This window comes from Deinococcota bacterium, from assembly GCA_030858465.1.
In the GTDB taxonomy this organism is placed as follows: Bacteria; Deinococcota; Deinococci; order Deinococcales; family Trueperaceae; genus JALZLY01.
The window spans coordinates 1-24444 of record JALZLY010000107.1; the positions used below are offsets into that span (position 1 = coordinate 1).

Below are 24444 nucleotides of genomic sequence, written 5' to 3' on the forward strand. Positions count from 1 at the left end.
GCTTGGCAAACGGGCGCTGCCTTGCTATACTTGCCTGCGCGTTCAGGCGTGGGCGTATAGCTCAGTTGGTAGAGCGGCGGTCTCCAAAACCGTAGGTCGAGGGTTCAAGTCCTTCTGCGCCCGCCACAAGAAACACCGTCAGAGACGAGAAAAGAAGGCGTAGCCGAGAAGTAGGGGCTACGCCTTTTCACTATTTCACTAAATGTGTGCCGCTAATTATAAGCCCTATCCTTAGCCCCTAGCGAGCCAAGGCCAACACCACTAAAGAGCATGGCGTTAAGCTTATCCGCTGCTTCATCCTGCATACCCGGCAAGACATGGCTGTAAGTGTCTAAGGTGAGGGAGATATTCGAGTGCCCTAAGCGCTCACTCACTATCTTGGGATGCACACCCGCCTTGAGTAGCAGGGTGGCGTGGGTATGGCGGAGGTCGTAAAAAGAGCATCCAAGACAGCTCGGGTACGTACTGAAGCGCCCGGCGCAATTAGAGCGGCGCAACACATCGCAAATGCTCCAGACGTAGCTGTTGAGCGCCTGGGGTGAGGACAAATTGAGCGCGCCGTTTTTCTGCTTGGGTCCGTTTGCCATTATCCGCTCTTAAACGTCGGCAAAATGAGCGAAGGCATGCCCATTCGACTGGTCGCCGCGTGAACGTATTCGCGCACGTAGGGGTACAGGTTAAGAGGCAAGTTAAGCTCTTCAAAGACCTCAAAAATCTTCTTGGTCATTTTGCGTTCAGAGCTGTATTCCGCCGTGAAGGTCACGTCAATCTCGCCAAAGGGTTGCTCTATGTCCTCTTCAAGCAAGACGGCGTGAAAGGTGAAGCTGGCGGAAAAGCCGTCTTCCAACTGCCCATATTTGCTTTTCCCGAACCCGTGACCATAACGAAGAGGCGCTTCAAAGTCAGGAGTGCGCGAGCGCTTTATCTTTGCTGCGCTAAGGTAGACCTGCTTCAGCTCGAGCCCTTGGAGAAACTCCCGGTACTCTTCAGGGCTGATCTGTAGTGTCTTGGATTCAGCGGTAGCCATCATGCGGCCTGTGCATAGGGTTTGGCCCTCTCGGCAAAGCGGTCAAGAACAGGATTGTGTGTTATCCGACCGGCTTGGGGGTGTCGAGAGCTTGCCCAACTATGCAGCTCGCTCATATGCACCTTGAGTTCACTGCTGAACATTTTCGTCATCTCTCGAGCCGTCTCGTGATGGGCGAGGCTACAAAGCACGTGCTCCCGAAGGCTCATGCCCCGTGCTTCGGCCTCTTCCCTAACGAATTTGGGCAACAACACCACATCCTCAGCGAGCGCGCTTGCCGGAATGAGGTTATGTCCCTCAGCCGTAGCGACAGCCACTACGAGGTTCGCCCCTACCGCTTGCAGGTAGGCGAGCGCCGTTTCAACCGTGTGGTTATGGTCAGGGCGTTCGAGCTTGGAAATGAGACTCTGCCTAACCCCCATCTCGTCGGCCACCATCGCCTGCGTCATTCCGGCCTCTTCACGCGCTTTGCGAAGCGCGCTAGCCAGACGAAGACGCAGCATCTCATCTTCGTAAGCCTTTTGAGACTCGGGGTCAGACGCCACCAATTCGTTCAGCCAGTCCATCACGTTCTGCCCTTCACGCTTAACCCGTTTGCTCATCGTCATCCTTCCCTTTCTAGGAACGCTTCCATGCGTCTTTCAGCCGTCGCTATCTCGCGCTCGGGTATCTTGTCGGTTGCTTTGCCGGTCTTGGCGAAACCGTGCAACAAGATGATTCGCCTACCGATGACGGCACAGAACAGGATGCGCGGGTTGTTCTGAGACTTCGGGAAACGAAGTTCCCACAGCTTGCCCCGCACCTTATGTATGTACTCCGTTCTAGCATTCAGCCCCTCTTGCCGCAAAATTTGCAACCTAGTCGCCACGCGGCCTCGTTCCGCTGGCGTGAGGGACAGGATAAAGTCAGCCACAGGGTCAGTACCGTCTTCGTCTTCGTAATCTTTAACAGTCCAGTGCTGTGGCAACGTTCAGCCTGCCCTCTCGCTATGTTGCATCATAAGATATCACCTTTAAGTGATAAGCGCAACAATCACCCCTGACTACGGGGACAAAACTTCAAGGCATAGTTCCAGCGGGTACTTGGCTTCGTTAGGAGCGGCAGTAATGGCAGCGCATAGTAACTCGAAGCCGCGCCTGAAAAGGCTTTTTGGCGCATAGCCGTGCTTTTTGAGCTTGAGAGGTTTTTGCTCATGAAGCCATGTCCCCAACAGGTAAGCCCACGTGAAGGCGAGTGCCAGTAGCGCTAGAAGCGTGCTCAAGCGCTCAGCTTGGGTGAGATGGGTATCTTCAAGATTGAAGCCTCGGCGCTTTAGCGCGCCGAAAAGAGTTTCTATGTCCCAACGCCGCGCGTAACGGGATAAGGCCAGTTCGGGTTGTGCGGTGCAGGCAACGACCACCAGTTCACCATCAGGGGCGCGAGTGGCGGCTAGAAACAGTCGGGATCCAAGTACCCAGCAGCGCCTCGGAGAGGCATAGGGCTCGCCGAGCTTGAGATGACCATAGCGCCTGTCGGCACTGAGGTAGCGTCCTCTTGAACCGATGCGCGTATTACTCTTGAGCCGCATGACAAAGGCGATGCCTCGTGCTTTGAGTCCGCCGTAGCAGTCCTCCCCGATGAATTCACGATCTGCTACCAAGGCCTCGATCCGCTCTGGGCTTAGCAGCGTGAGCAGTCTGTCGATCAGTGCTAGACGCTCCTGGGTGTCGCTGTTGCCCGCATGCGGCAACACTGTCCACAGCAAAGGATAGGCCATACCCGCGTACCCGCTCCGCAGGGCACTTTTGCAGGGCACTTTGCCCTCGTAGGCTACGCCTACCATCAGGATATTGATATCGACGCCTCCCAGCTTCCAGTTCGTGCGGTCTAAAGTGAGCAAGTAGTGTTCTTTCGGTAACCAAGCCAACACGCACCCAGCCAGCATGTCGCCCTCGATGACGATGGGGCCGAAAAAGCGCTTGATACGCTTTTCGTTTGAAGCAATCTCCACAGCGGCGTTGAGAACACTCGCCAGCCTCGCCAAACTCACTGTTCTGACCGTGATCAAGGCCATTACGAAACGAGCGATGAAATTCAGCCTCGCTCCGTGCATCTCCCAACCGCCCTCTTGTAGCTTCTCTCGTAGTAGGTTAGCCTTTGAGTTGTACATACCAGCTCAGCATTTTGACGTGCTGGGCTTTTTTCGTCAACTTTTGTCCCGGTAGTCAGCGACCACACAGCGAGGAGAGCGCCACGTCACTATACCGAGTCATGACCCACTGCGGGTGGGCACGCTCTCGGGTATCTTGTCAGATGTCGCCAAGCATTTTGAGATGGATAGAGTTACGCTCGTGGAGGAGCTTTTCGGTAAAAGGTAGAGGGATGCCTACTAGACTGGAGGAGCCATGAATACGTTAGAGTTGCAGCCATCGTTTATCGAGCGGGACGGCGAGCGAGAGTACGCAGTGCTGCCCTATGATGAGTACCTCGAGCTTCAAGCGCTGATTGAGGACGCGCAGGACCTTTTAACGTTGCGGCAAGCCAAACAAGAGGATGATGGCGAACGTGTTCCGCTCGCTGAGGTTGAAGACGACGACGTGCTGGACTTAGGGGCAGTGAAGGCTTACTACGACTCGCTCGAGAAAGCGCCGTGAAGACGGCGCCTGCATCCCCTACTTCCTATACCTGTACGGTCAGGGCATTCGTTGTAGATGCATTCGTTGGCGTCGCCTTGTTTTGCAGGACCCGGCGCAAATGTGTATACTCGGCTTTGGCGCTTTGGAGCCCGGCTCGAGCGCCCTATTTGAGCCCGTGAGGCGAGGTTGAACGTGCGTATCCCTATAACGGCGCGGCGATCGCGAGTGTCCCTGTGATCGGCGAAGAACTCAAGATATTTTCCGGCTCGGCGACGCCGGAGTTGGCCCGTTCGGTGGCCCGGCATCTGGACCAGGACCTTGCTCGCGGCGCCACCTCGCAGTTTCCCGACGGTGAGACGCGGGTGCAGATAGGCGAGTCGGTGCGGGGCGCGGACTGCTACATCGTCCAGTCCACCTCGGCGCCCGTGAACCACAACCTGATGGAGCTCCTCGTCTACTGCGACGCCTTGCGCCGCGCCTCGGCCTGGCGCGTCAACGCCGTCATCCCTTACTTCGGCTACGCCCGCCAGGACAAGAAGATGCAGGCGCGCGAGCCGATCACCGCCAAGCTCGTCGCCAACCTCTTGGAGACCGTCAACATCGACCGGGTCATCACCGTGGACCTTCACGCCGGGCAGATCCAGGGCTTTTTCGACGTGCCGGTCGATCACCTGACCGCCATGGGCATCTTCGCCAAACACCTCAAGGAGGAAGACCTCGCGGGTTCAGTGGTCATCGCGCCCGATGTCGGCCGCGCCACCGAGGCCAAGCGGCTCGCCAACCACCTCGGCCTGCCCCTGGCCATGCTCTACAAGCGGCGCACCAGCCCGACCGAGACCGAGGTGACCCACGTGATCGGCGAGGTCCAGGGACTGCGGCCCATCATCATCGACGACATGATCTCGACCGCCAGCACCATGACCAAGGGCATCGAGGCCCTCTTGAAGCTCGGCGCGAGAGAAGGCGTGAAGGTGGTCGCCACCCACCCCGTGTTCGTCCAGCCGGCCCTGGAGCGCCTCTCGCATACCGCCATAGAGCGCGTCGTCGTGACCGATACCGTGCCGTTTCGGAGGCGGCACGACCGCGTCGAGGTCCTCTCGGTGGCGGAGCTCCTGGCCTCGGCCATCCGCAACGTCCACGACAACGGCTCGGTCAGCGCCCTGTTTACCTAGAGGCGGTTGGAAAGTTGGAAAGTTAGAAAGTTAGAAAGTTAAAACCTTCCAACCTTCAAACCGCTTCCAACCTTCCAACCTTCAAACCGCTTTTAACCTTCCAACCTTCAAACGACTTTTCAAGGAGACCATATGAAATTAGAGGCACAAAAACGCACCGACGCCAGCCGCGCGGAGCTTCGCGCGCAGGGCCGGATTCCCGCGGTGGTCTATAACCGCGAGTTCAACATCCCCATCGCGGTGGACAAGAAGGTCTTCGACAGGGTCTTTCGCGAACAGGGCACGGCCAGCCTCATCGAGCTGTCGATCGGCGGCGAGAGCCACGACGTGCTCGTCAAGAGCGTGCAGATGGACAAGCGCCGCCGCGAGCCGCTGCATGCCGACTTCTACGCGGTGACGGCAGGTCAGCCCGTCCAGGTCCACGTGCCCATCGAGTACACCGGCACCCCGGCGGGCGTCAAGGCGGGCGGCCTGTTGGACATCCAGCGCCGTGAGGTGCATATCAGCATTCTGCCCAGGCTCATCCCCAACCACCTCGAGGTCGATGTGAGCGAGCTCACCGTCGGCGACTCCCTGCACCTGGAGGCCATCAGGAACAAGTTGCCCGCCGAGGCCGATATCCTGGACGACCTCGAGCTCACGCTCGTCGCCGTGGTGCCGCCGCGCATCGAGGAGGAGCCCGAGCCCATCCTGGAAGAGGAAGAGCCCGAAGTCATCGGCCGCGCTAAGGAAGACGAGGAGGGCGAAAGCGCGGAGGGCGAAAACGACTGAGGTTTCGCCCCAACTCCGCCTCGTCGCCGGCCTGGGCAATCCCGGGCCGCGCTATGCCAGAACTCGGCACAACGCCGGGTTCTTGGTGCTCGAGGCGCTGGCCGCGCGTCACGGCCTGAGCTTTCGCGGCGGCAGGCAAGCCGAGGAGGCGAGGGCTTTCGCGCTGGGTGTCACCCTCCTAAAGCCGCGGACCTTTATGAACCTCTCAGGCGCCGCCGTGCAGGCCTATAGCGGCAAGCTCGGCGCCAAACCCGAAACCATTCTGGTGGTTCACGACGACCTCGACCTGCCCCTGGGCCGCCTGCGCTTTCGCAGCGGCGGCGGCGCCGGGGGCCAGGGCGGCGTCAAGGACATCATCGCTCGCATAGGCCCGAACTTTCACCGCCTCAAGGTGGGCATCGGCCGGCCGCCGCCCGCCTGGACGGTCGAGGGCTGGGTCTTGAGCAGGTTCAAGCCCGAAGAGGAGGCCCTGCTCGGCGAGGTGATCGAAGCGGCGGTGGGCGCCATAGGGCTCGCCCTCGGCGAGGGCCTGAGCCTAGCCATGAACCGCACCAACGGCCTCGACCTGCGCCCGGCGCCCGCTGCCGAGCCCGCTGCCGAGCCTGCTACTGTGCCGGAACCGGAGCGCTGAGCAGCTTGAGCCGCTTGATATGGCTCACCAGCTCGTCCAGGCAGCGCTGCAACTCGCTCGGGTCGCCGCCCTCCTTGGCGCTCTGGATGCAGCCGCCCAACTTCTCGAGCTCGTACTTGAGCAAGATGGGTGGACCGTAGCGGTAATCCTGGTCGCCCAGTAGGGCCGTCATCTCGCTCCAGGCCTGATCGACGCGCGTCAGCAGTTCCCCCACATCCATCGCCCACCTCTCTCCTTTCTCCTTAGCGGCGTGAGCCTGCCTAGGTTAAGGGCACTAGCCCTTAGGCCCTAGTGGGCCTGACCTATAGGTTAAGGGCACTAGCCCTTGGGCCCTAGTGGGCCTGACCTAGCCGAACCCTTCTTTTGCCCCGGCAGCGACACCACCCTGACGTCCTGGCCGGCAAGCTGGGCCTCGAGCTCGCGCACCCGGTCGCGGATGGCGGCGGCGCGCTCGAAGTCGAGGTCTTCCGATGCCTTCCACATCTCGAGCTGCAGGGCGTTGATATCCTCTTGGATACTGCTCCTCGCCAGTTCCCGCTCCCAGGGCGCCAGCCCCTTGACTTCCGCCTCGCCCCCCTCGGCGCTGCGGATGACCTCGCGGACCCGCTTGCTGACCGTCTCCGGGGTGATGCCGTGCAGAGCGTTGTAGGCGAGCTGCTTGTCGCGGCGGCGGTTGGTCTCGAGGGTGGCGGCGTTCATGGCGTCGCTCATCACGTCGGCGTAGAGAAAGACCTCGCCGCGCACGTTCCTGGCCGCCCGGCCGATGGTCTGGATGAGCGAGCGCTCGCTGCGCAAGAAGCCGGACTTGTCGGCGTCCAGGATCGCCACGAGCGAGACCTCGGGCAGATCGAGCCCTTCGCGCAGCAGGTTGATGCCCACCAGCACGTCGAAGTGCCCCAGCCGGAGGTCGCGGATGATGACCTGGCGCTCCAAAGTGTCGATGTCCGAGTGCATGTAGCGCACCCGCAGGCCCTGCTGGGCGAAGTACTCGGTCAGGTCTTCGCTCATCTTCTTGGTCAGCGTGGTGACCAGCACCCGCTCGCCTCTCCCCGCCCGCTCGCGGATGGCGAAGATGAGGTCGTCGATCTGGCCGCGCGAGGGCTTGACGGTGATGGCCGGGTCCACCAGCCCCGTCGGACGGATGACCTGCTCGGCAATAGCGTCCGAGCGCTGGCGCTCGAAGTCGGCGGGCGTGGCCGAGACGAAGACGACCTGGCCCACCCGAGCAAAAAACTCGTCCTCCTTGAGGGGACGGTTCTCCAAGGCGGCGGGCAGCCTGAAGCCGTAATCCACCAGGGTCTCTTTGCGCGCCCGGTCGCCGTTGTACATGCCGCGAAGCTGTGAGACCATCACGTGCGACTCGTCCAAAAAGACCACGAAGTCCTCGGGGAAGTAGTCGAGCAGCGTGTGCGGCGGCTCGCCCGGCTTGCGCTTGTCTAGGTACATCGAGTAGTTCTCGATGCCCGCGCAGTGGCCCAGGGTGCGGAGCATCTCGAGGTCGTACATGGTGCGCTCCTTGATGCGCTGGGCCTCTAGGAGCTTGCCCGTGCCCTCGAAGAACTTGATCCGCTCCGCCAGGTCGTGTTCGATCTGCAAGAGGGCGGGCTGCAACTGGTCGAAGGGCGTCACGTAGTGCTTGGCCGGGAAGATGGTGGCGGCCTCCAGCTCGCTCAGGCTGTCGCCGGTGACGGGATCGACCATAGCGAGCCGGTCGATCTCGTCGCCCCACAGCTCGATTCTGAGGGGCGCCTCATCGTAGGCCGCCCAGACCTCGATGGTGTCGCCCTTGGCCCTGAAGCGGCCCGCCGCCAGTTCGATGTCGTTGCGCTCGTACTGCTGCGTCACCAGGCGCTCTAGAATCGCGTCGCGCGACAGCGTCGCCCCGACCTTGAGAATCAAATTGAGGCGCTGGTACTCCTTGGGCGAGCCGAGGCCGTAGATGGCCGAGACCGAGGCCACCACGATGACGTCCTTGCGGGTCAAGAGGCTGCGCGTGGTCGAGTGGCGCAATCTCTCGAGCTCGGAGTTGATGTTGGCGTCCTTCTCGATGAACAGGTCGCGGGCCGGCACATAGGCCTCGGGCTGGTAGTAGTCGTAGTAGGACACGAAAAACTCAACCGCCGCCTCGGGAAAAAAGTCCTTGAACTCAGCGGCGAGCTGCGCGGTCAAGATCTTGTTGGGGGCCATGACCAAGGCGGGCCGCTGGGCCGCCTCGATGACCTTGGCCATGGTGTAAGTGTTGTGAACAAAAACACCCCCACGACCCGTCAAGAAGGTCTCGTAGCCCTCGACGCTGAAATCATAGACGAAACGGCTTCGAGTCTTGACGGGCTGGACGGCAACAAGTGGAGACCAGTGAACGCCGGCCAGGCCCGTAAAGCTCTTGTCGTCTCCCTCCAGGGCCTCGCACAGGCGGCGGAACACCCCTCGCGAAGGACTGCGTTTGCCCCCTTCGATGGCCGAAACGGCCGTTCGGCTCAAGCCCGACCGAACGGCCAAAGCGGTCTGAGACAAGCCCATCCTCTCACGTTCAAGCTTGAGGCGTCGGCCTACGCCGTAAACGAGGTCGACATTAGTGTTGGCGGGGGTGTTGGCGGGCTTGTGGCAAGCTGCTTGCAGCTTCCCTTGCTTGCGCGGGCTGACAAAGCCGACATGCTCGGCAAAGCGCGCCAGGTTCTCGGCACCTGAAAGGGTGACCTGGTAGTACTGACCCACCCCACCGCTCGGCTTGCGTTTGACGACCGTGCGCATGCGCGCCCAGATGCCAAAGCGCAGCAGCGCCTCGCTGACATCGGCAGCGAGCGCGCGGCTCGCGGTCATGGCCGTGACGGCGCCGCGGTCCACGCCGCCGTCACCCTCGAAATACCCGCGCAAGAGCCTGGCGAGCACCGTATTGCTGAGAGCCGGCCAGCAGGCGGGCAAATGCTTGCTCTCGGCCCTGCCGCCTATCAGGTTTAGCAGCAGGTCGCGCCAGATACGCGTCCCGAGAATGAAGTCGCCGTCTTGCCTTCTGAAAAAGGGGATCTCGAGCGCGCGCAAGCACCTCGCCAGTTCAAGCTGGACCTCCTCTTCACGAACGGAGATAAGGGCATAGCGCGCCGCGGCGTGCCCTTCAGCCACATAGAGACCCCAGAGGAGCGCCAGGTCCTCCGAGATTTCGAGCAGCGCCGGCCTCGCGTAATACCTGCTCTGGACCCGCATCGCCGCCAGGGGCAAGACCTCTCCGTCGAGTAGCGCCGTCGCGGCCGCCAGACTGACACCGTGACCCTTGCAGCCGCGCCGCATGGCCCACAGCTTTTCGTGAGCCTTGTCATAGAACCCGGAAGCCCACGCCTTGAGCTGAGCGGGCTCGAGTTGGGACAGAACGGGACGCACATCGGCGTAGATGCCGGAACTCCGCTCGAGCAAAGCGAGCAGATCGAGATGGCGCACGGGCTCCTCCGGTTCGGGAACCGACTCCGGCACCGGCAGGGCGTCGCCGGCTTTCACCTCCGAGGTCGGAAGCAGCCTGAGCGACCCCTCCCGCAAGACCCAGACGCTGTGGTCTCCCGTCACCGTCACCTCACGCCCGCAAGCGGTTCGCAAGGCGTAGAGTTCCTCAGGGCTGGCGTGGCGGCTCATGGCCGTAACCGTCTGCCAGCCCGTAGCCCCGCTCTCCGCATCCCAGGCCAGGACGCGCCAGGCTTCGGGTGGGGGGAGCTCGAGCGATGCTTCTGTCTGTGTGTCTCCCAAGGCGTGGTCGATAAGTGCGCCAATCGTGCCGCGATAGTAGCGGTCGGCGCCCAGATGCACCGTGACGGGTTCGTCCCAGGCAACGCTCTTTCCCGTTCCCGTCGCGCCCAGGAGCGTCTGGAAGCGCAGGCCGTCCGAAAGACCTTCGGTGAGTTGTTGAATGGCCTGGGGCTGGTCGCCCTTGGGCGAAAAGGGAGAATGGATCGTGAGCGGCATACTTGTAGTCTACTCCCACTACCGGTCGAACCATGTCGGGATTTTGAGGGCCGGGTGGGCGGCTCGAATGCCTGAAATACGCACCGCTGCACCTCACCGTCGAAATCAAGGGGCGTTGCGCCTCGATTCTCGAGCTGTGGCCCTCGAGGTATGAAAGAATGCGTTATGGAAACCCCGATAACGTATAAGCTTGCAGTCCTGCCCGGCGACGGCGTCGGCCCGGAGGTCGTGGACGCCGCCCTGACGGTCTTGGAGGCGGCCGCCGGGCGCTTCGGTTTCGGCCTGGAATACCAGACCCACCCTTTTGGCGGCGCGGCCATCGACGAAGTCGGCGTACCCTTTCCCGAAGGGCTCAAGGAAGGGCTGGCAGGGGCCGACGCCGTCTTTTTAGGCGCCATCGGCGGGCCCAAATGGGACGCTCTGCCCCGTGAGGAGCGCTGCGAGACGGGCCTCCTGGCCTTGCGCAAACACCTGGGCGTCTTCAGCAACCTGCGCCCGGTCAGGGTCTTTAACGGCCTCGAGCCCCTCTCCCCGCTCAAGGCCGAGGTCGCTCGGGGCACCGACATGCTGATCATCCGCGAGCTGACCGGCGGCATCTACTTCGGCAAGCCGTCGTACAACCGCCAGGGCGAGGGCCTGTCGACGATGGTCTATCAGCGGCACGAGGTCGAGCGCATCGCCCGCGTCGCCTTCGAGGCCGCCAGGGGCCGCTCCGGCACGGTGACAAACGTGGACAAGGCCAACGTCTTGGACGTGTCGCAGTTCTGGCGCGACGTGGTGGTGGGCGTCCGCGAGAGCGAATACCCGCAGTTGGGGCTCGAGCACCTCTACATCGACAACGCCGCCATGCAGGTCGTCCGTGACCCAAGGCAGTTCGACGTGGTGGTGACCGGCAACCTCTTCGGCGACATCCTCTCGGACTTGGCGGCGGTGATTCCCGGCTCGCTGGGGCTCCTGCCCTCGGCCAGCCTGGGCGAAGGCGTGGGCCTGTTCGAGCCCGTCCACGGCTCCGCGCCGGACATCGCCGGCAAGGGGATCGCCAACCCGGTGGGGGCGATGCTCTCGGCCGCCATGATGCTGCGCTACGCGCTCGAGCAGGCCGGTGCCGCCGACGCCCTCGAGCGCGCCGTCCAGGAGGCGCTGTCAAGCGACCCGACGCGGGACCTGGGCGGGACGAGGGACACGGCGGCCTTTACCGAGGCGGTCATAGAGGTGTTGGCCGCGACGACGGCAGCCTAAACAGTCAGGACTCTAGGTCAGCCTAACCATCCTGACGTAGAATCGTCTAGATGACCAGACCGAGTTCAGCGAATCCTGCAAGCCGGCGCGTCATGGGCTTCGGCGAGACGGTGTTCAGCCGCTTCACCGCCCTGGCGCAAGAGCACGACGCCATCAACCTGGGCCAGGGCTTTCCCGACTTCGAGCCGCCGGACTTTGCGCTCTCGGCCCTGCGCGCCGCCGCCGGGGGCTACCAGCAGTACGCGCCCTTGCCGGGAATGCCGACGCTCCTAGCGGCCCTGCGCGCCAAGCTGGCCCCGGTGCTGGGCCGCGAGCTCAGGCCCGCGCGGAACATCCAGATCACCGTCGGCGCCACCGAGGCGCTCTTTGCCGCCATGCAGGCTCTGCTCGACCCCGGCGACGAGGTGGTGGTCATCGAACCCTTCTACGACGCCTATCCCGCCGCCGTCACCATGGCGGGCGGCGTGCCCAGATACGTGCCGCTGCGGCCCCAGGAGGACGGGGCGTGGCTTTTGGACATGGACGAGCTGGCGGCCGCCTTTGGCGCCAGGACCAAGCTGATCATCGTCAACAGCCCGCACAACCCCACCGGCAAGGTGTTCTCACCGGGCGAGCTCGACGCCATTATCGCCCTGGCCGAGGGGCACGACGCCCTCATCGTCAGCGACGAGGTCTACGAGCACATCGCCTTTGAGCCGCACCTGTCCGTCGCCGCCAGGCCGGGCGCCTGGGAGCGGACGCTGACGGTCTCGAGCGTCGGCAAGACCTTTTCGGTGACGGGCTGGAAGATCGGCTGGGCGGTCGGACCCGCGCCACTCGTCCACGCCCTCAGGATGGCCCATCAGTGGATTCCCTTCGCGGTGGCGACACCCCTGCAGGTGGCGGCGGCGGAGATGCTGGGGCGCGCGGCCGAGGAGGGCTACTACCAAGGCCTCCGGGCGCTGTACGCGCGCAAGCGCGATCTGCTGCTGGGGGCGCTCGAGAAGACGCCCTTTCGGCCGCTCGCGCCCCAGGGCAGCTACTTCGTGATGGCGGACGCCTCGGCGCTCGCTTATGAGGACGATATAGCGCTCTGCACCGCCCTACCGGCCGAGGCCGGGGTGGGGGCGATCCCGCCGAGCTTTTTCTACAGCGACGCGCACAAGGGCCTCGCCAAGCACCTCGTCCGCTTCGCCTTCTGCAAGCGCGACGAGGCGCTCATAGAGGCGGGCGAGCGCCTCCGGAGCCTCGGTGAACGCCGGTAAAGCGGCCCCCTTGCTCATCCTGGTGGGGCTCACGGGGGTGGGCAAGAGCAGCCTGCTGGGGGCTCTTGGCCCGCGCTTCGTGATCCTGGACACGCCCGAGTGTAGGGCCACTAGTACGTCCACGAGGACGGCTCTAGTGAGCCTAGTACGTAGGCCCCCGCTAGTGCGGGTACTACGAGGTTAGGCTATGGCCCTGATCGCGAGCGTCACCACCCAACCCTTCCGCCTGCCCATGAAGGGCGAGCTGAGCTGGGGCAAGAGCAGCAAGTTGACGGCGCTCGAGCACGTCCTGGTGCGCGTCAGCACCGACGACGGCCACACCGGCGTCGCCGAGGCCCAGCCCCGGCCGACCATCTACGGCGAGACGCTGGAGAGCATCGCCGCCATCGTCAAACACCACCTGGCGCCCAAGCTGATCGGCCTCGACGTGGACGACCGGACGGCTGTCGAGGCGGCCCTAAGGAGCGTCGTCAACAACAACACGGCCCGGGGTGCTGTGGACATCGCTCTCTGCCAGGCGCGGGCCAGGAGCAAGGGCCGGCGGCTCTTCGACACCTACCGCGGCCCCCAGGAGCGCGTGCAGGTAAGCTACCTCCTGGGCATCGCCGAACTCGCCACCCTGCTCGCCGAGGCCAAGGAGGTGGTGGCGAGCGGCGTGCGCGTGCTCAAGGTCAAGGTGGGCCGGGACAAGAGCCACGACGCGCGGGTGCTGACGGCGCTGGGCGCGGAGTTCGGCGCGGCGGTGATACTCTACGGCGACGCCAACGAGGCCCTGGAGCCCAAGACCGCGGCGCGCGACCTGGAGGACTACGCCAGGCTCGGCCTCGCCTACTTAGAGTCCCCGCTGCCCGTCGAGCACTTCCGGGCCCGCGCCGCGCTCAAGGCGGCAGGAATACTGGCCATCATCGCCGACGAGTCCTGCTTTACCGTGCGCGACCTCAGGCGCGAGCTCGAGCTCGACACCTTCGATATCCTGAACGTCAAGCCCGCCCGCACCGGCTACAGCGACTCGCTTCGGATGCTGCGCATGGCCCGCGAGGCCGACCGCTGCGCCATGATCGGCTCGCAGGCGAGCAGCGGTCTGGGCACCCTGCACAGCGCTATCTTAGCTAGCCGCGAGGGCGTCACCCACCCCTGCGAGCTGAGCTTTCCGCTCAAGCTGGCAAGCGACGTCATGAACCGCAAGGTGACGTTCAAGGACGGCTATCTCGAGGTCTCCGACTTAGACGGCCTGGCGCTCGACGAGGACAAGCTGGCCGCGGCAAGCTTCGATCCGCCCCCGGGCTAAACTTCGACCCCCGCGCTCAGGTGGTGGCTGGCCCAGTCGTGGATGGCGTGGATCACGCTCTCGAGCGCCACGCCCGCCTCGGTGAGCCTGTACGAGGTGCGCGGCGGCATGGTCGAGTGCACGGTCTTGGCCACCAGACCGAGCGCCTCCAAGCGGTCTAGGCGCTGCGCCAGGGTGCTCGGGTTGCAGCCGCCGATCTCGCGGCCGAGCTCGTTGAAGCCCCTGGGACCCTCGAGCAGCGTGCTGACGATGTGCAGCGTCCACTTCTCCTGAAGAACCTGGATGGCTTTGTAGGCCGGGCAGGTAAGGCTTTCGTTCAGCATTTGTCTTAGTATAACATGTCTTTTGGATTACTTTATTTTATGTACTACTACATATAACATTATTCCAGCTCGAGCCCGCCTCGCGCGGCACGACGCTCGCGAACCTGATGGAGGCAGACAATGGCGAAGCTCAGCATCATCTACTACTCGACCTACGGACACGCCTACAAGATGGCCAAGGTCATCGCCGAGGCCGCCGAGGCCAAGGGCGCCGACGTGCGCGTCCGCAAGGTCAAAGAACTCATTCCCAACGATGTTATCGAGGGGAACGACGGCATGAAGACGGGTGCCGACTTGCAGCGCGACGTGCCCGAGGCGACGAACGACGACCTCGTCTGGGCCGACGCGGTCGTCTTCGGCTCGGGCACGCGCTATGGCAACATGACGGCGCAGCTCAAAAACTTTCTGGATCAGACCGGGCCGCTCTGGAACGAGGGCAAGCTGATCGGCAAACTGGCCGGCTTCTATACCGGCACGTCCACCATCCACGGCGGTCAAGAGAGCACCATTCTCACCATGAGCACCTTCGCCTACCACATGGGTATGCTGATCGTCCCTGTCGGCTACGGGCTCGAGGCCGTCTCCAAGACCGAGGGCGGCGGCTCGCCCTACGGCGCGAGCTACCTGGCCAGTGAAGGTGAGTTCAGCGACGACGAAACCGCGGTCGCCCGCTATCTCGGGGAGATGATCGTAGGCTACGCGGACAAGCTGGCCGGCTAACCTCCAGGCGCACCTAGCCCCAGAGACAAAAGGCCCCAGAGACAAAAGGCCCCAGAGACAAAAGGACAGTGCGCGGGTGGCTCTTGGGCTGCCCGCCGTTTCAAGCTCTTTCCAATGAGACACTGCAACTGAGACACTGCAACTATGAGCCTACACCCCGACACCACCATCGGCCACGTCCACCTCAAGGTCTCGGACCTGGAGCGCGCGCTGGCCTTTTACCAGGGCCTCCTGGGCTTCGAGCTGACCACCCGCTTCGGCGACTCGGCGGCCTTTCTCGCGGCGGGAGGCTACCACCACCACATCGGGCTCAACACCTGGGAGAGCAAAGGCGGCGGGCCGCCGCCGCGAGGCCACAGCGGCCTCTACCACGCCGCCATCTTATTGCCGACGCGGCGCGAGCTGGCGCGGCTCGTGGCGCGGCTCCTGGAGGCGGGCTATCCCCTGGCGGGCGCGGCCGACCACGGCGTCTCCGAGGCGGTCTACCTGAGTGACCCCGACGGCAACGGCTTGGAGCTCTACGCCGACCGGCCGCGCCAAGCGTGGCCCCAGGACGAGGCGGGCAACCTGGTGATGTGGACCGAGCCGCTGGACTGGGACGGCCTCCTCGCCGAACTGGCGCTATAGGGACAGCCAGAGCGCGGACAGAGCGCAACGAGCAGCTTGCCACTGATTGCCACTGAGTGCTGGCCGCCGTCGGGCGGGCGACCGTCTGCGGCAGCCGCAGAGGCGCGCTATTGTAAGCGGCGGGCCAGGCGTGCTGAGTGGGTTAAGCGCCGCTCGAGGGCAAATGCCGTCAAGCGCCGTCCCTGGCCTTGATGTCGATGTGGTCGCCCAGCACCTCTTCGACGTAGAGCAGCTTGACGAGTACCAGGATGACCGCCATGAGCGGCGTCGCCACGATGATGCCGGTGAGGCCGAAGAGGATGCCCATCACCAAGACGGCGAGGATGGTGATGACCGGCGGCAGGTGGACGGTCTGGTGCTGGACGAGAGGTGTGACGAGGTAGCTCTCGATCTGCTGCACGACAAAAAACAGCAGCGCCACGTAAAGGGCGTCGAGCGGACTCAGCGCAAAGGCCAGCAAGACGGCGGGCACGGCCGCTACAAAGGGCCCCAGGTAGGGCACGAAGTCGAGCAGACCCGCCAGGAAGCCGAGAAAGATGGCCAGGGGCATGCCGAGCAACCAGAGACCCACCGTGACCATAACCGCTACCGCGCCCATCGAGATGATGCGCCCGAGCAGCCAGGAGCGCAGCGTCTCGACGCTGATGCTGATGGCCTCGGCCGCCTTGGCGCGCCGGTTCTTGGGAAAGAGGCGAATCAGGCCGTCGCGGTAGAGCCGGGGTTGAACGGCCAAAAAGAGCGCGACGAAGGAAACCACCACCGTATTGACGATTGCCCCGACCGTGGTCGAGACGGTTCCCACCACCTGCGAAAGCATGTCGCCACCCACGCCCTCGCCGAGGTCTTGTGGCTCGGGCATCTGCTCGAGCAGCGTCCGGCCGAGCGGAAAGCCGCCGATGGTCTCCTCGAGCTGAGACAGCGCCTCCGGCACGCTCTCGACAAACAGCGCGGCCTGCTCGGCGACGCGAGGCGCGTAGAACCAGCCGAAGAGCCCCAACAGCACCAGGACGACGACCAGTGCCGTGATCACGGCGACGGCGTCGGGCAGCCGCAGGTAGGTGTGGAGCGGCCGGCTGATGGCCCGCAGCGCGACCGCCAACAGGAGCCCGATAAAGGCGTACAGAAAGACTTCCGCGGCCAGCCACAAGATCACCGCGAAAACGACCACCAGCAGGATCACGCCCAGGGTCAAAATCAGCCGCCTCAGGTACTCGTCTCGGTTGACTTCGCTCATGACAACCCTCCTCACGGACCGACAACAGGCTCCAATCCATAACTTACCCGCAAAGGGCGGCGGCGGTTCGGGCTCGAGCACGCATTCGTCTCACAGCATCTCACAGCATCCGAGCATCTCGTCAGCTTCAGGCGGTGCCGGGGTAAACTGGCAAGCAGAGGAGACAGTGGAGGAGACAGTGGAGGAAACCATGAGCAAGATCGCCACGAAAGCCAGCCTCAACCGCCGCAGCAGCGTCGTCACCCAGGGCATTGAACGCGCCCCCAACCGCGCCATGATGCGCGCCGTGGGCTTTGGCGATGAGGACTTCAAGAAGCCCATTATCGGCGTCGCCAACGGCTACAGCACCATCACGCCCTGCAACACCGGTTTGGGCGAGCTGTCCGAGGCCGCCATGAAGGCAATCCGGGAAACCGGCGGCATGCCCCAGGTCTTCGGCACCATCACCATCAGCGACGGCATCTCGATGGGCACCGAGGGCATGAAGTGCTCGCTCGTCAGCCGCGAGGTTATCGCCGACTCGATTGAAACGGTGTGCCGCGGCCAGAGCATGGACGGCGTCATCGCCGTGGGCGGCTGCGACAAGAACATGCCCGGCGCCATGATCGCCATGGCCCGGCTCGATATTCCCGCCATCTTCGTCTATGGCGGCACCATCAAGCCCGGCCGCTTTGGCGATCGCGACCTGACCATCGTGAGCGCCTTTGAGGCCGTCGGCGAGTACGGCGCGGGGCGCATCTCCAGGGCCGAATTCTGCGAGGTCGAAAAGCGCGCCTGCCCCGGCAAGGGCTCCTGCGGCGGCATGTACACCGCCAACACCATGTCGAGCGCCATCGAGGCGATGGGCATGAGCCTACCCTACTCGTCCACCATGGCCGCCGAGGACAGCGAAAAGCTGGACAGCGCCGCCGAGAGCGGCCGGGTGCTCCTGCGCCTCATCGAGGACGACCTCAAGCCGCGCGATATCATGACCAAGGCGGCCTTTGAGAACGCTATCGCCGTGGTGATGGCGGTCGGCGGCTCGACCAACGCCGTCTTGCACCTGCTCGCCCTGGCCCACGCCGCCGAGGTGGAGCTGAGCCTGGACGACTTCGAGCGCATCAGGGAGCGCACCCCGCACATCGCCGACTTAAAGCCCTCGGGCAAGTACGTCGCCACCGACCTGCACCGCGTCGGCGGCATCCCGCTGGTCATGAAGGGGCTCTTAAACGCCGGCCTGCTACACGGCGAGTGCATGACGGTCACGGGCAAAACCGTCGCCGAAACCCTCGAGGGCGTGCCGGACGCTCCCCCGGAGGGCCAGGACGTGGTCTTGCCGATGGACCGGCCCAAGTACGCGCAGGGCCACCTGACCATCCTCCGCGGCAACCTGGCGCCCGAGGGCGCGGTCGCCAAGATCAGCGGCTTGAAGAGCACAAAGATCACCGGGCCGGCTCGCGTCTTCGACTCCGAGGAGGAGGCAATGGACGCCATCATGGCGGACCGCATCAAAGCCGGTGACGTGCTGGTGATCCGCTACGAAGGCCCCAAGGGTGGCCCCGGCATGCGCGAGATGCTCTCGCCGACGAGCGCCATCATCGGCAAGGGCTTGGGCGACTCGGTCGCGCTCATTACCGACGGCCGCTTCTCGGGCGGCACCTACGGCTTGGTCGTCGGCCACGTCGCCCCCGAGGCCGCCGTGGGCGGGCCGCTGGCGCTGGTCTACGAGGGCGACAGCGTCACCATCGACGCGGAGCACCGGCTCCTGGAGGTCGAGGTGGACGACGACGAGTTGGGGCGCCGCCGCGAGCAGTGGGTGACGCCGACGCCGCGCTACAGCAAGGGCGTCCTGGCGAAGTACGCCAAGCTGGTCTCGAGCGCCTCGAAGGGAGCGGTGACCGACTAGAAGCTATCTCAAGAACCCCTTTTGGGCGGAGGCCAAAAGGGGTTTGGGCGAACAGAGCGAGTAAGATTAGACGCGCATAGCACGTGCAAACATTTTTGAGACGGGCTCTAAAAGCAACTTTCTTGCCAGAGCCAGGCCTTTATCATGAGGGTATGGCTTACAAGGATCTCTTCTTGTAAGTTAGTTCCTAATCCGGCGAGAAGGGGAAGGGGAGATCCGCGACTGCCTCTTCGACAGTATCTGTTTGATCATAAAAGCCTGCTGCCCGAGCCATAGGATTGACAAGCCAAGCGGTTTGCTCTAGACTTGTGACACCTGAATCAGTTGTCATATTTGAGGCTGCCTGACAGTTGCACAAGCGTAGCCTCGACAGGGAAAGAGGTGTTGTGGCGGAGGCGGTTCAACCTGTAACCGCGCGTGGCGAGGCGACGCGTCAAAAGATTTTGGCGGCGGCCGAGGGTGAATTCGGCGAGCGCGGCTTTCATGGCGCCTCGGTCTCCTCGATCACCCGGCGGGCGGGGGTGGGGCAGGGCACCTTCTACCTCTACTTCGCCGGCAAGGAGGACGCCCTGCGCGAGCTCGTCAGGGGAATGGGCCGCGAACTCCGGCGCGCGCTTTCTGTGGCGACCGAGGGGACAGAGGACCGGCTCGAGGTCGAGCGGGAGGGCTTTCGGGCCTTTGCCAGGTTCAGCCTCGAGCACGACAAGCTCTACCGGGTGGTGATGGAGTCGCAGTTTGTGGACGCCTCCATCTACCGCGACTACTATGAGACGCTGGCCGGGGCCTATACCGCGGGCCTCGAGCGGGCGCAGGTCAAGGGGCAGATTCGCGCCGGCGACGCGAGCGTGCAGGCCTGGGCGCTCATGGGCGTCGCGCACTTTTTGGGCCTGCGCTACGCTATCTGGCAGGGGCGCGAGCCCAGCGAGGACGAGCTCAGCGCCGTCTTCGACTTCATCGCCCACGGGCTCGAGCCGGAGGGGGACTAGTGGACCGGGCGAGGGGGACCAGAGCCGGGCTGACGGGCATCGGCGTCTATGTGCCCGAAGGGCGCATCACCGCGGGCGAGATCGCCTCGGCGAGCGGGCTGCCGCGCTGGGTGGTGACCGACAAGTTGGGCCTCACCGCCAAGCCCAAGCCGGGCCCCGAAGATCACCCCACGGCGATGGGCGTCTTTGCGGCGCGGGAGGCGCTCTCGCGTGCGGGCGTGGGCGCGGTTGAGATCGACGTGGTCATCTCCATCACCGAGGAGTACAAGGACTATCCGGTGTGGACGGCGGGCATCAAGCTGGCGCACGACCTCGGCGCGACCGCTGCCTACGCCTACGACCTCGGCCAGAAGTGCGGCACCGGTGTTCTTGCGCTCAAGCAGGCGCGCGACCTGATCCGCGCCGACGCGCGTGTGAACACGGTGCTGGTGGCGGGCGGCTACCGCAACGGCGACCTCATCGACCTCACCGATCCCAAGCTGCGCTTCATGTTCAACCTGGGCGCGGGGGGCGCGGCGGCGGTGGTGCAGCGGGGAGCGGGGGGCCACGAGGTCTTGGACGCCGCCATCATCACCGACGGCAGCTTTTCGCTGGACGTGCTCGTGCCCGTAGGCGGCACCAGAGCGCCGCTGACCGCCGCGAACGTGGGCGACTACCGGCTCCGGGTCGGCGACCCGGCGGGGATGAAGGAGCGGCTCGAGCACAAGTCCCTGGCGACCTTTCTCGAGGTGGTCCGGCAGGCCGTCGCGCGTTCGGGTTACCAGGTTTCAGACATTGGCTACCTGGCCATGCTCCACGTCAAGCGGAGCGCGCACGACTATCTCTTGAAGGAACTCGGCCTCAGCGAGGACCAGTCCATCTATCTCGCGGATTACGGCCACCTCGGCCAGGTGGATCAGTTCCTGAGCCTGAAGCTGGCCGAGGGGCAGGGCAAACTCAAGCCGGGCGATCTGGTGGTCCTGGTGGCGGCGGGCGTCGGCTATGTCTGGAACGCGCTCTGCCTGAAGTGGGGCGAGAGCTGATGGTCTTCGACCTCGCCGCCAAACGCGCCGACCTCACGCCGCAGCGCGAGGCGGTGCTTTTTGACGGGCGCTGGTACAGCTACCGCGACCTGAACGACCGGGCGGCGCGGCTGGCGGGTCGCCTCGCCGAAGCGGGCGTCAGCAAAGGCGACCGCGTCAGCATCCTCGCCCTCAACCACCTCGCGCACCTAGACCTCATCCTGGCGGCGGCCAAGCTGGGCTTCGTCTACGCGCCGCTCAACTACCGGCTGGCGGCGGCTGAGCAGCGGGAGATCGTCGGCTACCTGCGGCCGAACGTTCTTGTTTACGGCGAGGCGCACGCGGGGGTGGCCGACGGGCTCGAGGTGGCGGCGAAGGTTGCTTTGGGGGGCTATGAGGGCTGGCTGGGGGACGCTCCTCCGCCGCCCCCGCCGCCCGCGCTGAGGGGAGACGACATCCACATGATCCTCCTGACGGGCGGCACCACCGGCCTGCCCAAGGGTGCCATGCTGCCCTACCGGCAGGGCTTTTACAACGCGGTCAACACGGTCCTCTCCTGGGGTCTGCGCGAGGACGACCGGGTCGTCCAGGCGACCCCGGCCTTTCACGCGGCCGTCAACGTCTTCACCCTGCCGCTCCTCTACCAGGGCGGCAGCGTCGTCCTCATGGAGCAGTTCGAGACGGGGGACTATCTGAGGCTCGTCCAGGAGCAGGCTTGCACCTTGCTCTTCATGGTGCCGACCATGTTCAAAGGGCTCGCCGACCACCCGGGCTTTGCTCGAGCCGACCTGAGCGGGGTGCGTTGGGCGATTTCGGGCGGCGCGCCCTGTCCTGCGCCCGTGCGCGACGCCTTTGCCGCCAAGGGGGTGCGCTTCAAGCAGGGCTATGGCCTCACCGAGGCGGGGGTCAACTGCTTTGCGATAGACATAGATGGCGCGCAGAGGCGGCCGGACTCGGTCGGCAAGCCCATGTTGTGCGCCGAGGCGGTGGTTCGCCGTGCGGACGGCAGCCCCGCTCAAAAGGGCGAGGTGGGCGAGCTCACCCTGAGAGGCCCCCACCTCTTCGCGGGCTACTTCGAGCGGCCGGAGGCGACCGGCGAGACGCTAAAGGACGGCTGGCTGTGGACGGGCGATCTGGCGAGAGAGGACGACGAGGGCTTTTTCTATATCGCCGGGCGGCGCAAGGACATGTTCATCTCGGGCGGCGAGAACGTCTTTCCCGCCGAGGTCGAAACGGCGCTCTACGCCCACGCGGGCGTCTCGGAGTGCGCGGTGGTCGGCGTGCCCGACGCCACCTGGGGCGAGGTCGGGCTGGCGGCGCTCGCCCTGCGGCCGGGTGTGGAGGTGACGGCCGAGGCGATCCGCGCTTTTCTGCAAACGCGCCTGGCCCGCTACAAGGTGCCCAAGCACGTGGTCTTCTTGGAGAGCCTGCCCAAGAGCGGTGCGGGCAAGGTTCTAAAGCGCGAGCTGGCCGAGGGCTTTGAAAAGAACCGGCCAGAAAAGAACCGGCCAGAAAAGAACCGGGCCCGGGCGGGGACGCGGTGAGCCCCTTGCCCGTCCGCTACGCCGAGGTTCGCGGCCTGCGCATGGCCTACCACCAGGCGGGCGAGGGACGGCCGCTGCTGATGGTCCACGGCAACTTCGCCAGCAAAGGCTGGTTCACCGAGCAGCTCGAGGAGCCTCCCAAAGGCTGGCGGGTCCTCGCGCCCGACCTGCCCAACTTCGGCGACTCTAACAGGATGCCGGAGGCGATAAGCATCGAGGCCTACGCGCGCTATCTGGGCGCCTTCGCGGAAGCCCTCGAGCTCCCGCCCTTCGTCCTCCTGGGCCACTCCTTGGGCGGCGCGGTCGCGCAGGTCTATGCCGCTGCTCACCCGGGGACGCTGCTCGGTCTCGTCCTGGTCGCCTCGCCGCCGCCGGGCGGCTTCGTCTACCCCGAGGCGCTCTATCCCGCGCTCGAGGCCCTCAGGGGCAACCGCGAGGGCCTGGCCGGGGCGCTCGGGCCGACCATCGCCAAGAACCACCCCGCCTACTTTCCGGCGCTCATAGAGGACGCCCTCAAGATGCAAGCGGAGGCCTACACCGAGAACGGCCGGGCCCTGGGGCGCTACGACCTCGGCGAGCGCGTCGCCAAGGTGACTTGTCCCGTGCTGGTCGTGCGCGGTACGCGCGACCTGCCTCACCTCGTCAGCGAGGAGGTGGCGCGCGGGACCGCCGCCGCCTACGAGAACGCCCGGCTCGAGCTCCTCGCCGGCCTCGGCCACTCACCGCAGCTCGAGGATCCGCCGCGCTTCGGCGCCATCTTGCAGGACTTTCTGGGAGGGACGACATGACCTGAGCATTAAAAGGCGGTTGGAAAGTTGGAAAGTTGAAAGGTTAGAAAGAGCGGTTAGAAAGTTGGAAAGTTGAAAGGTTGAAAGGTTGGAAAGACGATACGCGAACCTTGAAACCTTGAAACCTTGAAACCTTAAAACTTGCTTCTAAAACTAAGGAGACAAAATATGAAAAAGCTTTTGATCCTACTAACCACGCTTGGTCTTGCGCTCGCCTACGCGCAGCCCGTCAGGATCGGCGTCCTGAGCCCACTCACGGGCGGCGCCGCGGGCACCGGGCAGGCGCAGCAGGCGGGCTTCATGCTGGCCTTGGAGGAGATCAACGCGGCGGGCGGCGTCCTCGGTGAGCCCCTGGAGATAATCATCGAGGACGACCAGGCCAACGCCGCGGTGGGCCTGGCCGCCTTTGAAAAGCTCATGACCGAGGACGAGGTCGAGTTTATCGCCGGGGGCTTCTCGAGTGGCGTGACCTTGGCGCTGGTCGAGTCCTTCAGGACCTTCCAGCCCCTCGTCTCCTGGATCGGCGGGGCGGTGTCGGGCATCGGCCTGGACGACTTCGACGGCATCGAGGAGCTGCTCGGCGAAGAGCCCTGGTTTTTCCACGTCCACCCCTGGGACTACCACAACGTCGAAGCGGCCACCGGCTTTATCGCCTCTACGGGCGTCGATACCGTGGCCCTCATTCACGAGGACTCCGCCTTCGGCGGCCCCGGCGCGGCGGGGGCCGAAAGCATCATCGAGGCCGAGGGCATCGACGTGCTCCTGCGCGAGCCCTTCCAGTCCATCCTGACGGGCGGCGCGGGCGACTTCCGCGCGGTGATCAGCCGGGCCCAGGCGACGAACGCCGACATGCTCTACTGGATCGGCTACGACCCCGACGTGGTGCCCCTGATCGCGCAGGTGCGCGAGCTCGGCTACCGCCCCGAGTACATCTTCGGCGCCCCTCCCGGCTGGCCCAGCGAGTTCGCCGCTTCGCCCGAGGCGGAGTGCGTGACCGGCCTGATCGGCTTCCTGCCCAATCTGCTCACGCCCGAAGCCCAGGCCTTTAGCGAGGCCTACCGCGCCCGCTACGGCGGCGAGCCCGACAACTACATGGCGGCCCTCGCCTACGCCCAGCTCTGGTCCTACGCCGACGCCATCAACGCTGCCGGTAGCACCGACCAGGACGCGGTCATCGAGGCCATGCAGACGATGACCTTCCGCTCGCCGATGGGCGAGTGGTCGTTCAGCCCTTCCGAGATCGCGCTGCACCAGGGCTTCGGCGAAGACCTGTGGCTGGTCTTCCAGTACCAGGGCGGCGTCCGCGAGATCGTCTATCCCAGCGAGCAGGCCACCGCGCCGCTCCAGAGCTGCCGTTAAGTCACCCGTAGGGGCGCGGTTCACCGCGCCCCTACCCTAAAC

Annotated in this window: 22 protein-coding genes, 1 tRNA gene and 3 pseudogenes; 16 read left to right on the top strand and 10 right to left on the bottom strand. The window is 64.6% G+C overall.

The window, feature by feature from the left end; genetic code table 11:
• Positions 1 to 50: 50 nt before the first annotated feature.
• Positions 51 to 126, top strand: a tRNA-Trp gene (locus M3498_05040).
• Between the two features lie 86 nt (positions 127 to 212).
• On the opposite strand, the pseudogene M3498_05045 reads toward M3498_05040, so the two are convergent.
• The 5 genes and pseudogenes from M3498_05045 to M3498_05065 form a co-directional block, all read right to left on the bottom strand.
• Positions 213 to 437 (bottom strand): annotated as a pseudogene (locus M3498_05045) (tyrosine-type recombinase/integrase).
• A gap of 149 nt (positions 438 to 586) precedes the next feature.
• The gene (locus M3498_05050) at positions 587 to 1030 is read right to left on the bottom strand and encodes a hypothetical protein (protein ID MDQ3458661.1); all 444 of its coding nucleotides are present in this window, start codon (positions 1028 to 1030) and stop codon (positions 587 to 589) included.
• Positions 1027 to 1635: a helix-turn-helix domain-containing protein gene (locus M3498_05055; GenBank protein MDQ3458662.1), complete on the bottom strand. Its 609-nt coding sequence runs from the start codon at positions 1633 to 1635 to the stop codon at positions 1027 to 1029. Before M3498_05055 ends, M3498_05050 begins: the two co-directional genes overlap by 4 nt.
• Positions 1632 to 1994 (bottom strand): type II toxin-antitoxin system RelE/ParE family toxin, encoded by a 363-nt coding sequence (locus M3498_05060; protein MDQ3458663.1) that lies wholly within the window; start codon positions 1992 to 1994, stop codon positions 1632 to 1634. Before M3498_05060 ends, M3498_05055 begins: the two co-directional genes overlap by 4 nt.
• A gap of 75 nt (positions 1995 to 2069) precedes the next feature.
• Positions 2070 to 3176 (bottom strand): IS4 family transposase, encoded by a 1107-nt coding sequence (locus M3498_05065; GenBank protein MDQ3458664.1) that lies wholly within the window; start codon positions 3174 to 3176, stop codon positions 2070 to 2072.
• 235 nt (positions 3177 to 3411) lie between these two features.
• Between M3498_05065 and M3498_05070 the strand changes: the two genes are divergently transcribed.
• The 4 genes from M3498_05070 to pth all read left to right on the top strand — a co-directional run bounded on the left by M3498_05070 (position 3412) and on the right by pth (position 6216).
• The gene (locus M3498_05070) at positions 3412 to 3660 is read left to right on the top strand and encodes a type II toxin-antitoxin system Phd/YefM family antitoxin (protein MDQ3458665.1); all 249 of its coding nucleotides are present in this window, start codon (positions 3412 to 3414) and stop codon (positions 3658 to 3660) included.
• 215 nt (positions 3661 to 3875) lie between these two features.
• Positions 3876 to 4814: a ribose-phosphate pyrophosphokinase gene (locus M3498_05075; protein MDQ3458666.1), complete on the top strand. Its 939-nt coding sequence runs from the start codon at positions 3876 to 3878 to the stop codon at positions 4812 to 4814.
• A gap of 132 nt (positions 4815 to 4946) precedes the next feature.
• Positions 4947 to 5585, top strand: a complete 639-nt coding sequence (locus tag M3498_05080; protein ID MDQ3458667.1) for a 50S ribosomal protein L25 — start codon at positions 4947 to 4949, stop codon at positions 5583 to 5585.
• Between the two features lie 31 nt (positions 5586 to 5616).
• Positions 5617 to 6216: an aminoacyl-tRNA hydrolase gene (gene pth / locus M3498_05085; GenBank protein MDQ3458668.1), complete on the top strand. Its 600-nt coding sequence runs from the start codon at positions 5617 to 5619 to the stop codon at positions 6214 to 6216.
• On the opposite strand, the gene M3498_05090 is transcribed toward pth, so the two are convergent.
• The 3 genes and pseudogenes from M3498_05090 to M3498_05100 all read right to left on the bottom strand — a co-directional run bounded on the left by M3498_05090 (position 6191) and on the right by M3498_05100 (position 9837).
• The gene (locus M3498_05090; protein MDQ3458669.1) at positions 6191 to 6436 is read right to left on the bottom strand and encodes a hypothetical protein; all 246 of its coding nucleotides are present in this window, start codon (positions 6434 to 6436) and stop codon (positions 6191 to 6193) included. The two genes, pth and M3498_05090, sit on opposite strands and share 26 nt — an antisense overlap.
• 98 nt (positions 6437 to 6534) lie before the next feature.
• Positions 6535 to 8454: pseudogene (uvrB, locus tag M3498_05095) on the bottom strand (excinuclease ABC subunit UvrB).
• Between the two features lie 30 nt (positions 8455 to 8484).
• A pseudogene (locus M3498_05100) lies at positions 8485 to 9837 on the bottom strand (helix-turn-helix domain-containing protein).
• Between the two features lie 492 nt (positions 9838 to 10329).
• Here M3498_05100 and leuB point away from each other — a divergent pair.
• The 3 genes from leuB (at position 10330) to M3498_05115 (ending at position 13935) form a co-directional block, all read left to right on the top strand.
• Entirely contained in the window at positions 10330 to 11403 is a 1074-nt protein-coding gene (gene leuB / locus M3498_05105; GenBank protein ID MDQ3458670.1) for a 3-isopropylmalate dehydrogenase, read from the top strand.
• A gap of 50 nt (positions 11404 to 11453) precedes the next feature.
• Positions 11454 to 12647, top strand: coding sequence for an aminotransferase class I/II-fold pyridoxal phosphate-dependent enzyme (locus tag M3498_05110; protein ID MDQ3458671.1), 1194 nt, complete (start codon positions 11454 to 11456; stop codon positions 12645 to 12647).
• A gap of 187 nt (positions 12648 to 12834) precedes the next feature.
• Positions 12835 to 13935: an enolase gene (locus M3498_05115; GenBank protein MDQ3458672.1), complete on the top strand. Its 1101-nt coding sequence runs from the start codon at positions 12835 to 12837 to the stop codon at positions 13933 to 13935.
• On the opposite strand, the gene M3498_05120 is transcribed toward M3498_05115, so the two are convergent.
• Positions 13932 to 14258, bottom strand: coding sequence for a helix-turn-helix transcriptional regulator (locus M3498_05120; GenBank protein MDQ3458673.1), 327 nt, complete (start codon positions 14256 to 14258; stop codon positions 13932 to 13934). The two genes, M3498_05115 and M3498_05120, sit on opposite strands and share 4 nt — an antisense overlap.
• A 120-nt stretch (positions 14259 to 14378) precedes the next feature.
• Between M3498_05120 and wrbA the strand changes: the two genes are divergently transcribed.
• Positions 14379 to 14978, top strand: coding sequence for an NAD(P)H:quinone oxidoreductase (wrbA, locus tag M3498_05125; protein ID MDQ3458674.1), 600 nt, complete (start codon positions 14379 to 14381; stop codon positions 14976 to 14978).
• A 144-nt stretch (positions 14979 to 15122) separates the two neighbouring features.
• Positions 15123 to 15605 carry a VOC family protein gene (locus M3498_05130; protein ID MDQ3458675.1) on the top strand — a complete coding sequence of 161 codons (483 nt, stop codon included), beginning with the start codon at positions 15123 to 15125 and terminating at the stop codon, positions 15603 to 15605.
• Between the two features lie 169 nt (positions 15606 to 15774).
• Here the strand turns inward: M3498_05130 and M3498_05135 are convergent, their stop codons facing one another.
• Positions 15775 to 16839, bottom strand: coding sequence for an AI-2E family transporter (locus M3498_05135; GenBank protein ID MDQ3458676.1), 1065 nt, complete (start codon positions 16837 to 16839; stop codon positions 15775 to 15777).
• Positions 16840 to 17029: 190 nt separating this feature from the next.
• On the opposite strand from M3498_05135, the gene ilvD reads away from it, so the two are divergent.
• The 6 genes from ilvD (at position 17030) to M3498_05165 (ending at position 24402) form a co-directional block, all read left to right on the top strand.
• The gene (ilvD, locus tag M3498_05140) at positions 17030 to 18724 is read left to right on the top strand and encodes a dihydroxy-acid dehydratase (protein ID MDQ3458677.1); all 1695 of its coding nucleotides are present in this window, start codon (positions 17030 to 17032) and stop codon (positions 18722 to 18724) included.
• A gap of 386 nt (positions 18725 to 19110) precedes the next feature.
• Positions 19111 to 19710, top strand: coding sequence for a TetR/AcrR family transcriptional regulator (locus tag M3498_05145; protein ID MDQ3458678.1), 600 nt, complete (start codon positions 19111 to 19113; stop codon positions 19708 to 19710).
• On the top strand, positions 19710 to 20732 hold the full coding sequence (locus M3498_05150) for a 3-oxoacyl-ACP synthase (protein MDQ3458679.1): 1023 nt from the start codon (positions 19710 to 19712) through the stop codon (positions 20730 to 20732). The genes M3498_05145 and M3498_05150 overlap by 1 nt, the downstream gene beginning before the upstream one ends.
• On the top strand, positions 20732 to 22255 hold the full coding sequence (locus M3498_05155; GenBank protein MDQ3458680.1) for an AMP-binding protein: 1524 nt from the start codon (positions 20732 to 20734) through the stop codon (positions 22253 to 22255). The genes M3498_05150 and M3498_05155 overlap by 1 nt, the downstream gene beginning before the upstream one ends.
• Positions 22252 to 23043, top strand: coding sequence for an alpha/beta hydrolase (locus tag M3498_05160; GenBank protein MDQ3458681.1), 792 nt, complete (start codon positions 22252 to 22254; stop codon positions 23041 to 23043). The genes M3498_05155 and M3498_05160 overlap by 4 nt, the downstream gene beginning before the upstream one ends.
• A gap of 168 nt (positions 23044 to 23211) precedes the next feature.
• On the top strand, positions 23212 to 24402 hold the full coding sequence (locus M3498_05165; protein ID MDQ3458682.1) for an ABC transporter substrate-binding protein: 1191 nt from the start codon (positions 23212 to 23214) through the stop codon (positions 24400 to 24402).
• Positions 24403 to 24444: the final 42 nt, after the last annotated feature.

Excerpts from the sequence above, each read along its gene's own strand:
- M3498_05070 (MDQ3458665.1), top strand. The coding sequence starts at position 3,412 with ATGAATACGTTAGAGTTGCAGCCATCGTTTATCGAGCGGGACGGCGAG.
- M3498_05055 (MDQ3458662.1), bottom strand. The coding sequence starts at position 1,635 with ATGACGATGAGCAAACGGGTTAAGCGTGAAGGGCAGAACGTGATGGAC.
- M3498_05110 (MDQ3458671.1), top strand. The coding sequence starts at position 11,454 with ATGACCAGACCGAGTTCAGCGAATCCTGCAAGCCGGCGCGTCATGGGC.
- M3498_05155 (MDQ3458680.1), top strand. The coding sequence starts at position 20,732 with ATGGTCTTCGACCTCGCCGCCAAACGCGCCGACCTCACGCCGCAGCGC.
- leuB (MDQ3458670.1), top strand. The coding sequence starts at position 10,330 with ATGGAAACCCCGATAACGTATAAGCTTGCAGTCCTGCCCGGCGACGGC.
- M3498_05090 (MDQ3458669.1), bottom strand. The coding sequence starts at position 6,436 with ATGGATGTGGGGGAACTGCTGACGCGCGTCGATCAGGCCTGGAGCGAG.
- wrbA (MDQ3458674.1), top strand. The coding sequence starts at position 14,379 with ATGGCGAAGCTCAGCATCATCTACTACTCGACCTACGGACACGCCTAC.
- M3498_05115 (MDQ3458672.1), top strand. The coding sequence starts at position 12,835 with ATGGCCCTGATCGCGAGCGTCACCACCCAACCCTTCCGCCTGCCCATG.
- M3498_05080 (MDQ3458667.1), top strand. The coding sequence starts at position 4,947 with ATGAAATTAGAGGCACAAAAACGCACCGACGCCAGCCGCGCGGAGCTT.
- ilvD (MDQ3458677.1), top strand. The coding sequence starts at position 17,030 with ATGAGCAAGATCGCCACGAAAGCCAGCCTCAACCGCCGCAGCAGCGTC.
- M3498_05135 (MDQ3458676.1), bottom strand. The coding sequence starts at position 16,839 with ATGAGCGAAGTCAACCGAGACGAGTACCTGAGGCGGCTGATTTTGACC.
- M3498_05065 (MDQ3458664.1), bottom strand. The coding sequence starts at position 3,176 with ATGTACAACTCAAAGGCTAACCTACTACGAGAGAAGCTACAAGAGGGC.
- M3498_05130 (MDQ3458675.1), top strand. The coding sequence starts at position 15,123 with ATGAGCCTACACCCCGACACCACCATCGGCCACGTCCACCTCAAGGTC.
- M3498_05165 (MDQ3458682.1), top strand. The coding sequence starts at position 23,212 with ATGAAAAAGCTTTTGATCCTACTAACCACGCTTGGTCTTGCGCTCGCC.
- M3498_05120 (MDQ3458673.1), bottom strand. The coding sequence starts at position 14,258 with ATGCTGAACGAAAGCCTTACCTGCCCGGCCTACAAAGCCATCCAGGTT.
- M3498_05050 (MDQ3458661.1), bottom strand. The coding sequence starts at position 1,030 with ATGATGGCTACCGCTGAATCCAAGACACTACAGATCAGCCCTGAAGAG.